Raw genomic sequence first — 12,587 nt, 5'->3', positions numbered from 1 at the left:
CGTCAGGGGCCGTTTCGTTTTTAGTCAGGCATGGTATTCTTTGCGCCTTCAGCCTGACGCCTGGCGTCAAATGTCGTTATAATCACGCCATTCGGGCGAATTATTTTAAAAACTGAGGCAAGTGTTATGGTACCTGTGGTCGCGCTGGTTGGGCGTCCCAATGTGGGAAAATCTACGCTATTTAACCGTTTAACACGCACACGTGATGCGCTGGTGGCGGATTTTCCTGGACTGACTCGCGATCGCAAATATGGTCGCGCCGAAGTGGAAGGGCGCGAATTCATTGTTATTGATACCGGCGGTATCGATGGCACCGAAGAGGGCGTTGAAAACCGCATGGCGGAGCAGTCGCTGCTGGCGATTGAAGAAGCCGATGTGGTGCTGTTTATGGTGGATGCGCGCGCGGGCGTGATGCCGGCGGATCAGCAAATCGCCAATCATCTGCGTGCGCGTGAGAAAGCCACCTTTGTGGTCGCCAACAAAACTGACGGTATCGACCCGGAAGCAGCGGTGCTGGATTTCTATGCGCTGGGCTTAGGTGAGATTCACGCCATTGCGGCTTCGCATGGCCGTGGCGTTAACAGCCTGCTGGAAACCGCACTGTTGCCGTGGATGGAAGAAATTGTTCCAGAAGTCGAGCTCACTGAAGAAGAAGAGAACGCCGCCTATTGGGCCGATTTAGAAGAAGAGACTGAGAAGGCGCTGGAGGAAGAGGATGAAGAAGACTTCGACCCAACCACACTGCCAATCAAACTCGCGATCGTCGGCCGCCCAAATGTGGGTAAGTCAACGCTAACTAACCGTATTCTTGGCGAAGATCGTGTCGTGGTCTTCGACATGCCGGGCACCACGCGCGATAGCATCTATATTCCGATGGAACGTGACGATCGTGAGTATGTGCTAATTGATACCGCTGGCGTACGTAAGCGCGGTAAAATCACCGAAACTGTCGAGAAATTCTCAGTTATCAAAACGTTGCAAGCGATCGAAGACGCTAACGTGGTGATGCTGGTGATTGATGCGCGTGCCGGAATTTCAGATCAGGATCTGTCGCTGCTGGGCTTCATCCTGAATAGTGGGCGCTCACTGGTGATCGTGGTCAACAAATGGGATGGCATGACGCAGGAAGCCAGAGATGAAGTCAAAGAGATGTTGGACTTCCGCCTGGGCTTCATCGATTTTGCGCGCATCCACTTCATTTCAGCCCTGCACGGCAGCGGCGTCGGTAACCTGTTCGAATCGGTGACTGAAGCGTACGACTGCTCCACCAAACGTGTGGGCACCGCCATGCTGACGCGCATCATGACCATGGCCGCCGACGATCACCAGCCGCCATTGGTGCGTGGTCGCCGCGTGAAGCTGAAGTATGCGCACGCCGGTGGTTATAACCCGCCAATCGTGGTGATTCACGGCAACCAGGTGAAAGATCTGGCCGATTCCTATAAACGTTACCTGATGAACTACTTCCGTCGTTCACTCAACGTGATGGGCACGCCGATTCGCATTCAGTTCAAAGAGGGCGATAACCCGTACGCGGGCAAGCGCAATCTGTTGACGCCAACGCAGCAGCGTAAACGTCAGCGTCTGATGTCGCATCTGAAGAAGAACAAGCGTTAACATGAGAAGGGCCCAGCAGGGCCCTTTTTTTATGAACCTGTAACGCGTAGGGTCGCCATTCATGGCGACTGCCATCCAAAGCGCAGAGGATGATTGATGAATTTTTCCTGCCCAGCCTGTCAGCAACGACTCACTCATAATGAAACCGGTTTTGACTGCCCCAGCTGTGAACGTCATTTCGCACTCATCGCCTCATGCCCGGATTGCCACCAACCGTTGCAGGTGCTGAAAGCCTGCGGTGCGGTGGACTACTTCTGCCAGCACGGCGACGGCCTAATTTCCAAAAAACGTGTCGAATTCATCCCCGACTTAACGTCGCAATAAGAAAAGTCACGATACGCCGTCATATTTATTAATAGCTTACGACTGGATTTGTAGCAAAAATGCTATTAACCAGTGACTGCCGCGTTATGGATATTCACTTTTTATTGTACCAGGTGGTACAATCCTGCCGCCTTGTAGCGAGAATCACTCTCACCTGCGTTGTGTCCTCGCTCACAAGCGCCGAATCACGGGCATTGCACCCGTACCAATAGATATAAAATAAAGCGTAACGGAATTATTCCTGTCTCCCGCTGCGGCTGGAGCCTTGTTATCGGCTGCCACAGATTTACTGGCGCCAGCGCTTTATTTTTTCAGGAGAGTTTTTGTTATGGCAGAAAATTCCGCTCGTCCCGGCAAAGGGCTGAGCATCTGGTCCGTACTGTTTGGCCTGGTCCTGCTGGCTATCGGCTTGTTCTTCGCTATCGGCGGCGGCAAGCTGGTTGCGCTGGGCGGCAGCTGGTACTTCCTCATCGCCGGTATCGTCATGTTGCTGTCGGCCATTCAGTTCTTCCGTCGCAAATCATCCGCCGTCACCCTGTTTATTCTGGTGTTTGCTGGCACGTTGATTTGGTCACTGTTTGATGCGGGCTTGCATTTCTGGCCGCTGGTATCACGTTTGATGGTGCCAGCCGGCTTGATGCTGTTTGCATTCCTCACCTGGCCAGCTCTGCGTAAAAGCGAAGGCAAAAGCTCTCTGGCGAAAGCCTCTTATGTGTTCTCGGCGGTGATCGCGGTGGGCATGGTGGCGACCTTCGTGCAGATGTTCCAGCCGCATCCTACCGTGGCGTTTGACGGTAAACAGCTGCCGCTGATTCCGGTCGATAAATCAAAACCTCAGCAAGACTGGAGTAGCTACGGCCGTACGCCGGGTGGCGACCGCTTCGCTGCCATCGATCAAATCACCCGCGACAACGTGAAAGACCTGCAGGTCGCCTGGACTTTCCACACCGGTGACACACCGATCAGCCCAACCGGTAACGGTGCGGAAGATCAGCAAACTCCACTGCAAGTGGGCAACACGCTGTTCCTGTGCACCCCGCATAACAATGTGATTGCGGTTGCAGCAGACAGCGGTAAGGAAATCTGGAAACGCGAAATCAACGCGCAGGCAGAAGTGTGGAACCGCTGCCGTGGCTTAGCCTATTTCGATGCCACCAAACCGCTTCAGCAGCCAACGCAGCCGGGCTCAACGCCGGTGACTGCCGCTGTGCTGCCTGCGGGCGATACCTGTCAGCGTCGTATTCTGATGAACACCATCGATGCGCGTCTGATTGCTATCAACGCCGACAACGGTGAGCTGTGCGACACCTTCGGTACGCACGGTGTGGTTGACCTGAAAACCGGTCTCGGCAGTGCGCCAGATCCGCAGTATCAGCTGACTTCACCGCCAGCGATGGCCGGTACCACCGTTGTTGTGGGCGGCCGTGTTGCGGATAACGTACAGACCGACATGCCTGGCGGCGTGCTGCGTGGTTTTGACGTTATCACCGGTCAGATGCGTTGGGCGTTTGACCCAGGCAACGACGACCCCAATGCGGTGCTGATGCCGGGTAAAGATTACACCCGCAGTACGCCGAACTCATGGGCGCCAATGTCTTACGATCCGGCAATGAACACCGTGTTCCTGCCAATGGGAAGCTCGTCAGTGGACCTGTGGGGTGCAAACCGTACCAAACTGGATCACACCTACGGTGCATCAATCCTGGCGCTGGATGCCACCACCGGTAAGCAGAAGTGGGTTTATCAGACCGTGCATAACGATCTGTGGGACTTTGACCTGCCAATGCAGCCGAGCCTGGTAGACTTCCCGATGAAGGATGGCACCAACAAGCCAGCCGTGGTTATCGGCGCGAAAACCGGCATGATTTGGGTGCTGGACCGCCTGACCGGCAAGCCTTTGACCAAAGTTGAAGAGCTGCCGATGCCGCAGGGTCACATCCCGAACGAGCAGTACACCAAAACTCAGCCGCACTCAGTGGAAATGCCAAACATCGGCAACCAGAAAATGACTGAGTCGGATATGTGGGGCGCAACGCCGTTTGATCAGCTGGCGTGCCGTATTGCCTTCAAAGGCATGCGTTACGATGGTCTGTTCACCGTGCCAGATACCGATAAATCCCTCAGCTTCCCAGGTTCACTGGGCGGTATGAACTGGGGCGGTATCTCGTTTGACCCGAATAACCAGTACATGTTCGTTAACGACATGCGTCTGGGCCTGTGGGTACAGATGATCCCGCAAGACACTAGCAAGACTGCAGCCAGCAACGGTGGCGAAGCCATCAACACCGGTATGGGTGCGGTTCCGCTTAAAGGCACACCGTACGCGGTTAACAAAAACCGCTTCATGTCGCCGCTGGGCATTCCGTGTCAGGCTCCGCCGTTCGGTACGCTGTCGGCGATTGACATGAAAACCCGTCAGATCGTATGGCAGGTGCCGGTTGGTACCGTTGAAGATACCGGTCCGTTTGGTATCAAAATGCGCGCGAAGATGCCAATTGGTATGCCGACCTTAGGCGGCACGCTGGCAACGCAGGGCGGCCTGGTGTTCATCGCCGGTACGCAGGATTACTATCTGCGCGCTTTCGATAGCTCAACCGGTAAAGAAGTGTGGAAAGCACGTCTGCCAGTTGGTAGCCAGGGCGGTCCAATCAGCTACGTTTCGCCGAAAACCGGCAAGCAGTACATCCTGATCTCCGCAGGCGGCGCACGTCAGTCGCCAGACCGTGGTGATTATGTGATTGCTTACGCGCTGCCAGACAGCAATTAAGTTCTCAATACGAGAAAGGCCGACATCATGATGTCGGCCTTTTTTTTAACCATCCGTGGCACATCACTTCCTTTAAGGCACCTTAATTACTGCTGCTTGGAAGGGCGACGGCTTTTTTGACCTCCTTTTCTTCCAGCTTCCCTGGCTCTTTCAGGATCGTTTCTGAAATTACCCCCGCTGACTTTGCCGCCAGCGCTACCTGCTTCCCTGGCGCGCTCCGGGTCCTCTGCAAAGTTCCCGGCACCACCTCGTTGCTTTTTTTGTGTCATAGCAGAGACCTCATCTAAGGGTGTTTTCTTCGACGTGGACTAGCTAGCCACATAATGAGTATAGTCAACCAGTTACGCTCTGCCTTGAGAGATCTCTGATAACCTATTCACCGTCTCGCCACAGCGATTGCAGCTCGGGTGGCGCCAGTTGTTCAGGAATTAAAATCACTAAGCTTGCCGCCTCAAGATGTGTGGCGTAAGAGATTTGAATGCGGTAATAGCGCTGATCGCCTCGACCCATGTTTGCCGCCTGATCTTCCGGTTCGCCCAGCGGCATTGCCTGTTCCAGCACCTCGCAGACGCGCTGCTTTTGCGGTTCCGGCAGCTCCGCCAGCGCAAAGCGCCGTTCGCCGCGTAGTTTGGGAATAAAAGCGATACCGCCTTCCCGCGCCAGCTCGATTATTGCGTCATCGGTCAGTTGGATGTCCATTTTACGCCCACCTGCTGCCAGGCGGATTGGATCTTCTCCGCCACTGAGTTGTTGAACCGCTGTTTCGCGTGCTGCACGGTAAAGCGTGCAAAGGTGCTGAAATCGGCATCCTGCGGCAGCGTTTTGTCGCACAGCGTGTCGTACCAGGCTTGACCCGCCTGTTCCCACGCGAAGCCGCCCAGCGCTTTAGCGGCGAGATAGAAGGCGCGATTGGGAATGCCAGAGTTGAGATGTACGCCGCCGTTGTCGTCACGCGTTTCGATGTAGTGAGCCATGTCGGCTGGTTGCGGATCTTTGCCCAGCACCGGATCGTCGTAGGCGGTGCCCGGTGATGACATCGATCGCAATCCGCGCCCGTTGATGCCCTGCGCCAGCAAGCCTTCGCCGATGATCCAGTCGGCCTGATCGGCGCTCTGCTTGAGGTGGAATTGCTTAACCAGCGAGCCAAACACGTCAGACATCGATTCGTTCAGCGCACCTGCCTGTTGGAAATAGATCAATCCCGCTTCGGTTTCCGTCACGCCGTGCGTCAGCTCGTGCGCCACCACATCCAGCGCAATGGTGAAGCGATTGAAAATCTCGCCGTCGCCGTCACCAAACACCATCTGCTGACCGTTCCAGAAGGCGTTCTGGTACTCCTTACCGTAATGCACGGTGCCATCGAGCTTGAGGCCTTTGTTGTCCAGCGAATTGCGTTGGTAGGTTTGCCAAAAGAAATCGTAGGTAATGCCGAGATAGTTCCACGCCTCTTCGGCTGCGACATCACCATTTCCCGGCTGGCCTTCGTCGCGCACCAAAGTGCCGGGCAGATTTTGTGTTCCTTCGGCGTCGTAGATAGCCCGCAGCACCGTGCCAGGCTGCGCTGTGGCGGTGCTTGCCGGTTTAGCATTGTGTTCGCCCATTAAGTGCTGGACGTGGGTGAGGGTGCGGCGCGCGTAGTCTTGTTGCGCGCCGGAGCAATTATCAATGATATTGCGCAGAATGTAGGGTGGGATAACGCTGTAAGACATACCAATCTCCCTGGCTCTTTAACGAATGTGCCAGAAAGTATAGTTTTCATACTATGAACGTGCTTTACGGCTCCGGGATTTCTGTGGTTCGAGGGCGGTAACCTGGCTTTCCACCCAGCCATCGTCCAGCCGGGTGCGTAGCAAGTCGCCTTTACTTAGCTGCTGGGTTTTCTTCACCACCTGACCTTGCGTGTCAGTAGTGACGCTGAAGCCACGCGCCAGCGTCGCCAGCGGGCTCACGCCTTCCAGTTGTGCTGCCAGCGTGCCAAAGCGCTGACGATTGTGATTGAGCTGCTTTTCCATGCCCTGCTGTAAGCGATAGTGCCACTGCTGCAACTGCTGCTGAGCGCGCAGAATACGTCCCTGCGGCTGCTGGGCATTGAGGCGTTGCAGCAGACGATCCTGCTGACGATTAGCCACCCGCAGGCGCTGGTCCATCGCTTCACCGAGACGGCGCTGCAGCTGGAATAGCGCGGTCTGCTGACGTGCCAGACGCAGCTGCGGATGCTGCTGCTGTAAACGGTGCTGGATGCGCGTGAAGCGACGCTGCTGCTGTGCCAGATAGAAATCCATCGCCATTTCCATGCGCTGCTGCTGCGACTGCAAACGGCGCAGCAGTTCGAGCTGGTTACGGCTCACCAGTTCTGCCGCAGCAGAAGGCGTTGGCGCGCGTAAATCCGCCACGAAGTCAGCAATGGTGACATCGGTTTCATGCCCAACGGCGCTGACGATCGGCAAGCGGCTGGCAAAAATCGCCCGCGCCACGCGTTCGTCATTGAAACTCCATAAATCTTCCAGCGAACCGCCGCCACGGCCCACGATCAGCACGTCACACTCATCGCGCTGGTTGGCCAGCTCAATGGCACGCACAATGCTGGCTGGCGCATCTACGCCTTGCACCGCCGTTGGATAAATAATCACCGGCAAGGAGGGATCGCGTCGATGCAGTACGCGTAGTACGTCGTGCAGCGCCGCGCCGGTAGCGGAGGTAATCACGCCAACCTGACGCGCCGGATCCGGCAGCGGCTGCTTGAACTGTTGATCAAATAAGCCTTCTGCAGCCAAACGCGCTTTCAACTGTTCAAATTGCTGCTGCAGCAAGCCTTCACCGGCGGGATGCATGCTTTCGATAATCAGCTGATAATCGCCGCGCGGCTCATACAGCGTGATGCTGGCGCGCACTAAAACTTGCTGGCCATGCTGAGGACGGAAGGTGACGCGCCTATTACTATTGCGGAACATCGCGCAGCGCACTTGTGCGCCATCATCCTTCAACGTGAAGTACCAATGACCGGAAGAGGGCTGAGTGAAATTTGAAATTTCAGCACTGAGCCACACCAGGCCCATCTCATTTTCCAGCAGTTGGCGCACCGTGGTGTTCAGGCGGCTGACAGTAAAAATATTGGCGGTTGGGGGTAGCGACATGTGATGTAGATCAAATTTTAAATCAGAGGGTTAATCAACTGATACTACATTGCTTGCCCTGAGGATCAAGACTTTTTCTGAAAAAACACTGGAGGCAATCGGTTTCGGCCTGTATAATGCCGCGGCAATATTTTATCTGTTTTAATCGCCCCCAGGTGGAGATATTGCAATGTTAAGAATCGCTAAAGAAGCCCTCACATTTGACGACGTTCTGCTCGTTCCCGCTCACTCCACTGTCTTACCGAATACCGCTGATCTCAGCACTCAACTGACGAAAAACATCCGTCTGAACATCCCAATGCTCTCTGCTGCCATGGACACCGTGACCGAAGCCGGTCTCGCCATTGCGCTGGCGCAGGAAGGTGGTTTGGGCTTTATTCACAAAAACATGTCAATTGAGCGCCAGGCGGATGAAGTTCGTAAGGTGAAAAAACACGAAAGCGGCGTAGTTACCGACCCGCAAACCGTGCTGCCAACCACCGCGCTGGCGGCGGTGAAAGAGCTGACCGAACGTAACGGCTTTGCCGGTTACCCGGTGGTGAACACCGAGAACGAGCTGGTGGGCATCATCACTGGCCGTGACGTGCGTTTTGTTACCGACCTGACCTTGCCGGTTTCTGCGGTGATGACCCCGAAAGAGCGTCTGGTAACGGTGAAAGAGGGTGAAGCACGCGAAGTTGTGCTGCACAAAATGCATGAAAAACGTGTTGAGAAAGCGCTGGTTGTTGATGACAGCTTCCACCTGCTGGGCATGATCACCGTTAAAGATTTCCAGAAAGCTGAACGTAAACCTAACGCCTGTAAAGATGCGGAAGGCCGTCTGCGCGTGGGTGCTGCTGTTGGCGCTGGTGCAGGCAACGAAGAGCGCGTCGATGCGCTGGTTGCTGCCGGTGTTGACGTGCTGCTGATTGACTCGTCACACGGTCACTCAGAAGGCGTGCTGCAGCGTATTCGTGAAACCCGTGCAAAATATCCGAACCTGGAAATCATCGGCGGCAACGTCGCTACTGGCGCGGGCGCACTGGCGCTGGCGCAGGCAGGCGTGAGCGCGGTGAAAGTGGGTATCGGCCCTGGCTCAATCTGTACCACACGTATCGTTACCGGCGTTGGCGTTCCACAGATCACCGCAGTTTCTGATGCAGTTGCCGCGCTGGAAGGCACCGGCATTCCAGTTATCGCTGATGGCGGTATCCGCTTCTCTGGTGATATCGCAAAAGCGATTGCAGCAGGCGCAGCGGCCGTTATGGTTGGCTCAATGCTGGCCGGTACCGAAGAGTCTCCGGGCGAAATCGAGCTGTATCAGGGCCGTTCGTTCAAGTCTTATCGCGGTATGGGTTCACTGGGCGCGATGTCTAAAGGTTCTTCAGACCGTTACTTCCAGAGCGATAACGCCGCGGACAAACTGGTACCGGAAGGTATCGAAGGTCGCGTTGCCTATAAAGGCCGCCTGAAAGAGATCGTGCACCAGCAGATGGGCGGCTTGCGCTCTTGCATGGGCCTGACCGGTTGCCCAACCATCGACGATCTGCGTACCAAAGCGGAGTTCGTGCGTATCAGCGGCGCGGGCATCAATGAAAGCCACGTGCATGATGTGACCATCACCAAAGAGTCACCAAACTACCGCATGGGTTCATAATCCCGTAAAATTTAGCGCCCGGCACCCGCCGGGCGCTTTTATTATTAAGTCCATCCCAATGGAAACGCCTCAATGACGACTGAAAATATTCATAAACATCGTATTTTGATCCTCGATTTTGGTTCTCAGTATACGCAGCTGGTTGCGCGCCGCGTGCGCGAACTGGGTGTTTACTGCGAGCTCTGGGCGTGGGATGTCACCGAAGAGCAAATTCGCCAGTTCAACCCGAACGGCATCATTCTCTCTGGCGGTCCGGAGAGCACCACCGAGCTGAACAGCCCGCGTGCCCCGGAATACGTGTTTAACGCCGGCGTGCCTGTGTTGGGCGTTTGCTACGGCATGCAGACCATGGCGATGCAACTGGGCGGCAAAGTAGAAGGCTCTAACGAGCGTGAATTTGGTTATGCGCAGGTTGAAGTGCTGACCCAGAGCGCGCTGGTGCGTGACATCGAAGATGCGATTAGCGCAGCAGGTAAACCGCTGCTGGACGTGTGGATGAGCCACGGCGACAAAGTCACCGCCATCCCAGCCGGTTTCGAAACCGTTGCCAGCACCGAAACCTGTCCGTTCGCCATCATGGCAAACGAAGAGAAGAAATTCTACGGCGTGCAGTTCCACCCGGAAGTGACGCACACGCGTCAGGGCCTGCGCATGCTTGAGCGTTTCATTCGTGATATCTGCGGCTGCGAAGCGCTGTGGACACCAGCCAAAATCATCGAAGATGCGGTTGAGCGTATTCGTCAGCAGGTTGGCGAAGACAAAGTGATCCTCGGCCTGTCTGGCGGTGTGGACTCCTCTGTGACCGCGATGCTGCTGCACCGCGCCATCGGTGAGCGTCTGACCTGTGTGTTTGTCGACAACGGTTTGCTGCGTCTGAATGAAGCTGAGCAGGTGCTCGACATGTTTGGCGACCACTTCGGCCTGAACATCGTGCACGTGGCGGCTGAAGCGCGCTTCCTTGATGCGCTGGCGGGCGAGAACGACCCAGAAGCCAAACGTAAAATCATTGGCCGCGTATTCGTTGAAGTATTCGACGAGCAGGCACTGCGTCTGGAAGACGTGAAGTGGCTGGCGCAGGGCACCATCTATCCTGACGTGATCGAGTCGGCGGCTTCTGCCACCGGTAAAGCGCACGTAATCAAATCGCACCACAACGTGGGCGGTTTGCCGAAAGAGATGAAGATGGGCCTGGTTGAGCCGCTGAAAGAGCTGTTCAAAGACGAAGTACGTAAAATCGGTCTGGAACTCGGCTTGCCATACGACATGCTGTATCGTCACCCGTTCCCAGGTCCAGGTTTGGGCGTGCGCGTGCTGGGCGAAGTGAAGAAAGAGTACTGCGACCTGCTGCGCCGTGCAGACGCAATCTTCATCGAAGAGCTGCATAAAGCTGACCTGTACAACAAAGTCAGCCAGGCGTTCACCGTGTTCCTGCCAGTGCGTTCTGTTGGCGTGATGGGCGATGGTCGTAAATACGATTGGGTGGTTTCACTGCGTGCGGTGGAAACCATCGACTTCATGACCGCGCACTGGGCGCACCTGCCGTACGATTTCCTCGGCCGCGTTTCTAACCGCATCATCAACGAAGTGAACGGCATTTCCCGCGTGGTTTATGATATTTCAGGTAAACCACCTGCGACGATCGAGTGGGAATAAATCCTGCTTTGATTACTGAGTAAAAACGAAGCCCGCTTAATTGCGGGCTTTTTCTTTCAAACGTTTTGATGGCAGGTAAAACGGCTAAGTGAATCGCATAGTTAGTGAATACAAACTCCCCGTTTCGTTGCAAGATAGCGAGTGATTTTTACTCATCAGGATGCCGTCGATGTTGCCTTTCAAAGCCGTACTGATCTCTTTTCTTTGCATCATCTTGCTTTCATTAGGCGCGAGTCTGGCGCAGGCAACGCGTAGCGGTGAGCTCACCTCTGAACGCGGTGGCTGGGCGTCCGCAAGGCGGGATTCTGCCGGTATCGCACCGGATCCACAGCGTTATGCGGCTGAAGCTATCGTGCAGGTTTATGCTGCGCCAACCTATGGTTGGAAGGGCGCCGTAGCGGTGCATCCGTGGATTATCTTTAAACGCGCCGGTGAAACCCGCTACAACCGCTATGAAGTGATTAGCTGGGGCAGCGGCGATAAAGTGCGACGTAACAGCAATCTCCCGGATGGTTACTGGTACGGCGCCAAGCCGCGTCTGCTGGTTGATCATCGCGGCAGTAGCGCAGAAGCGATGATTCCGCAGATCGAAGCGGCAATTAAATCCTATCCGTGGCCAACGACCTATCACGCCTGGCCGGGACCCAACAGCAATACTTTTATGGCGCACATTGGCCGCGAGGTACCGGCGTTGAAACTGGATCTACCGGCTAACGCGCTCGGCAAAGATTATCGCTCGCTACTCAATCCGGTGGGTTTACCGCCGTCAGGTCGTGGCGTACAGCTTTCCCTGCTGGGTGTGCTGGGCGTAACGGTTGGCGCGGAAGAGGGGTTGGAAGTGAACTTGCTGGGATTAAACATGGGGCTGGATTTCACACCGTTCAGGCTGCGTTTGCCGTTTATTGGCGGTATCGGGCAGAACAATGTGCAGCGCGACAACCCATAAAAAATTGCCTATATATGCAGGTGCGCATGAATGCGCACCCTACAAAATCCTGCCAAATAAACGTAGGGTCGCCATTCATGGCGACCGATTCACGCTTAACTGACAAGCATTACGTTTTTTAACAGACGCCGAAATCGCCGTCTTCATGATACAGATTCACGGTATCGGCTCTGACTTCAATTTCTCGTTTGATGTGATCGTCAACCCGAGCGCACCACAGCATATCGCCTTCCACGCGCAGCACCTGCATCTTTGGGCCGCCGGTCTTAGACTGCACAAAATCATCCACGTTAAACATGCTTCTTCTCCGTCAGGTCAGTGATAACAATAGAGTCTATATGCACTTCAGACGCTGTGCGCTTGATTTTGTGCGCTGTCTTCCAGCACAAAAAGGAACCAAAGCGTGTTGAGACGGTTCTGGTTATTTTCTGCAGCATGCGCCGCTGAAATAGTATCGAAGTTTCTCTTGGTTGTCAGTTGACAACTCAGTGCGGTGAGCATAAGGTAACC

General features: G+C 55.2%; 12 protein-coding genes. 6 read left to right on the top strand and 6 right to left on the bottom strand.

Annotated elements, in window-relative coordinates:
• Positions 1-126 precede the first annotated feature (126 nt).
• The 3 genes from der to NR302_RS14055 all read left to right on the top strand — a co-directional run bounded on the left by der (position 127) and on the right by NR302_RS14055 (position 4,708).
• Entirely contained in the window at positions 127-1,617 is a 1,491-nt protein-coding gene (gene der / locus NR302_RS14065; protein ID WP_154155664.1) for a ribosome biogenesis GTPase Der, read from the top strand.
• A 96-nt stretch (positions 1,618-1,713) separates the two neighbouring features.
• Positions 1,714-1,941, top strand: a complete 228-nt coding sequence (locus NR302_RS14060) for a zinc ribbon domain-containing protein (RefSeq protein ID WP_258143752.1) — start codon at positions 1,714-1,716, stop codon at positions 1,939-1,941.
• Between the two features lie 328 nt (positions 1,942-2,269).
• A complete protein-coding gene (locus NR302_RS14055; protein WP_258143751.1) occupies positions 2,270-4,708 on the top strand; it encodes a glucose/quinate/shikimate family membrane-bound PQQ-dependent dehydrogenase in 2,439 nt (812 codons plus the stop codon).
• An 86-nt stretch (positions 4,709-4,794) separates the two neighbouring features.
• On the opposite strand, the gene NR302_RS14050 is transcribed toward NR302_RS14055, so the two are convergent.
• From NR302_RS14050 to xseA, 4 genes are all read right to left on the bottom strand, one after another.
• Positions 4,795-4,977, bottom strand: coding sequence for a general stress protein (locus tag NR302_RS14050; RefSeq protein ID WP_045814915.1), 183 nt, complete (start codon positions 4,975-4,977; stop codon positions 4,795-4,797).
• A 103-nt stretch (positions 4,978-5,080) separates the two neighbouring features.
• The gene (locus NR302_RS14045; RefSeq protein ID WP_154155670.1) at positions 5,081-5,407 is read right to left on the bottom strand and encodes a protealysin inhibitor emfourin; all 327 of its coding nucleotides are present in this window, start codon (positions 5,405-5,407) and stop codon (positions 5,081-5,083) included.
• A complete protein-coding gene (locus NR302_RS14040) occupies positions 5,392-6,417 on the bottom strand; it encodes a M4 family metallopeptidase (RefSeq protein ID WP_154190496.1) in 1,026 nt (341 codons plus the stop codon). Before NR302_RS14040 ends, NR302_RS14045 begins: the two co-directional genes overlap by 16 nt.
• A 51-nt stretch (positions 6,418-6,468) precedes the next feature.
• Positions 6,469-7,842, bottom strand: coding sequence for an exodeoxyribonuclease VII large subunit (gene xseA, locus NR302_RS14035; protein ID WP_179449887.1), 1,374 nt, complete (start codon positions 7,840-7,842; stop codon positions 6,469-6,471).
• 169 nt (positions 7,843-8,011) lie between these two features.
• Here xseA and guaB point away from each other — a divergent pair, with 169 nt between their 5' ends.
• The 3 genes from guaB to NR302_RS14020 all read left to right on the top strand — a co-directional run bounded on the left by guaB (position 8,012) and on the right by NR302_RS14020 (position 12,077).
• Positions 8,012-9,478: an IMP dehydrogenase gene (guaB, locus tag NR302_RS14030; RefSeq protein ID WP_008108316.1), complete on the top strand. Its 1,467-nt coding sequence runs from the start codon at positions 8,012-8,014 to the stop codon at positions 9,476-9,478.
• Positions 9,479-9,550: 72 nt separating this feature from the next.
• On the top strand, positions 9,551-11,131 hold the full coding sequence (gene guaA / locus NR302_RS14025) for a glutamine-hydrolyzing GMP synthase (protein ID WP_008108317.1): 1,581 nt from the start codon (positions 9,551-9,553) through the stop codon (positions 11,129-11,131).
• 169 nt (positions 11,132-11,300) lie between these two features.
• Positions 11,301-12,077: a DUF3750 domain-containing protein gene (locus NR302_RS14020; RefSeq protein ID WP_008108318.1), complete on the top strand. Its 777-nt coding sequence runs from the start codon at positions 11,301-11,303 to the stop codon at positions 12,075-12,077.
• Between the two features lie 118 nt (positions 12,078-12,195).
• Here NR302_RS14020 and NR302_RS14015 read toward each other — a convergent pair whose 3' ends face one another.
• Together NR302_RS14015 and NR302_RS14010 are read right to left on the bottom strand one after the other, a co-directional pair.
• The gene (locus tag NR302_RS14015) at positions 12,196-12,375 is read right to left on the bottom strand and encodes a hypothetical protein (protein ID WP_008108319.1); all 180 of its coding nucleotides are present in this window, start codon (positions 12,373-12,375) and stop codon (positions 12,196-12,198) included.
• Between the two features lie 47 nt (positions 12,376-12,422).
• On the bottom strand, positions 12,423-12,578 hold the full coding sequence (locus NR302_RS14010) for a hypothetical protein (RefSeq protein WP_258143750.1): 156 nt from the start codon (positions 12,576-12,578) through the stop codon (positions 12,423-12,425).
• Positions 12,579-12,587: the final 9 nt, after the last annotated feature.

Origin of the sequence: Pantoea sp. SOD02, from assembly GCF_024707505.1 — a bacterium.
Lineage (GTDB): Bacteria > Pseudomonadota > Gammaproteobacteria > Enterobacterales > Enterobacteriaceae > Pantoea > Pantoea symbiotica.
Note: the sequence above shows the minus strand (reverse complement) of the source record. Positions and strands in the feature narration are given on the sequence as shown.

Bases quoted from the DNA above. Each gene is read 5' to 3' on its own strand.
- NR302_RS14010 (WP_258143750.1), bottom strand. From the start codon at position 12,578: ATGCTCACCGCACTGAGTTGTCAACTGACAACCAAGAGAAACTTCGAT.
- NR302_RS14050 (WP_045814915.1), bottom strand. From the start codon at position 4,977: ATGACACAAAAAAAGCAACGAGGTGGTGCCGGGAACTTTGCAGAGGAC.
- NR302_RS14020 (WP_008108318.1), top strand. From the start codon at position 11,301: ATGTTGCCTTTCAAAGCCGTACTGATCTCTTTTCTTTGCATCATCTTG.
- NR302_RS14040 (WP_154190496.1), bottom strand. From the start codon at position 6,417: ATGTCTTACAGCGTTATCCCACCCTACATTCTGCGCAATATCATTGAT.
- guaB (WP_008108316.1), top strand. From the start codon at position 8,012: ATGTTAAGAATCGCTAAAGAAGCCCTCACATTTGACGACGTTCTGCTC.
- NR302_RS14045 (WP_154155670.1), bottom strand. From the start codon at position 5,407: ATGGACATCCAACTGACCGATGACGCAATAATCGAGCTGGCGCGGGAA.
- NR302_RS14055 (WP_258143751.1), top strand. From the start codon at position 2,270: ATGGCAGAAAATTCCGCTCGTCCCGGCAAAGGGCTGAGCATCTGGTCC.
- xseA (WP_179449887.1), bottom strand. From the start codon at position 7,842: ATGTCGCTACCCCCAACCGCCAATATTTTTACTGTCAGCCGCCTGAAC.
- guaA (WP_008108317.1), top strand. From the start codon at position 9,551: ATGACGACTGAAAATATTCATAAACATCGTATTTTGATCCTCGATTTT.
- NR302_RS14015 (WP_008108319.1), bottom strand. From the start codon at position 12,375: ATGTTTAACGTGGATGATTTTGTGCAGTCTAAGACCGGCGGCCCAAAG.
- NR302_RS14060 (WP_258143752.1), top strand. From the start codon at position 1,714: ATGAATTTTTCCTGCCCAGCCTGTCAGCAACGACTCACTCATAATGAA.
- der (WP_154155664.1), top strand. From the start codon at position 127: ATGGTACCTGTGGTCGCGCTGGTTGGGCGTCCCAATGTGGGAAAATCT.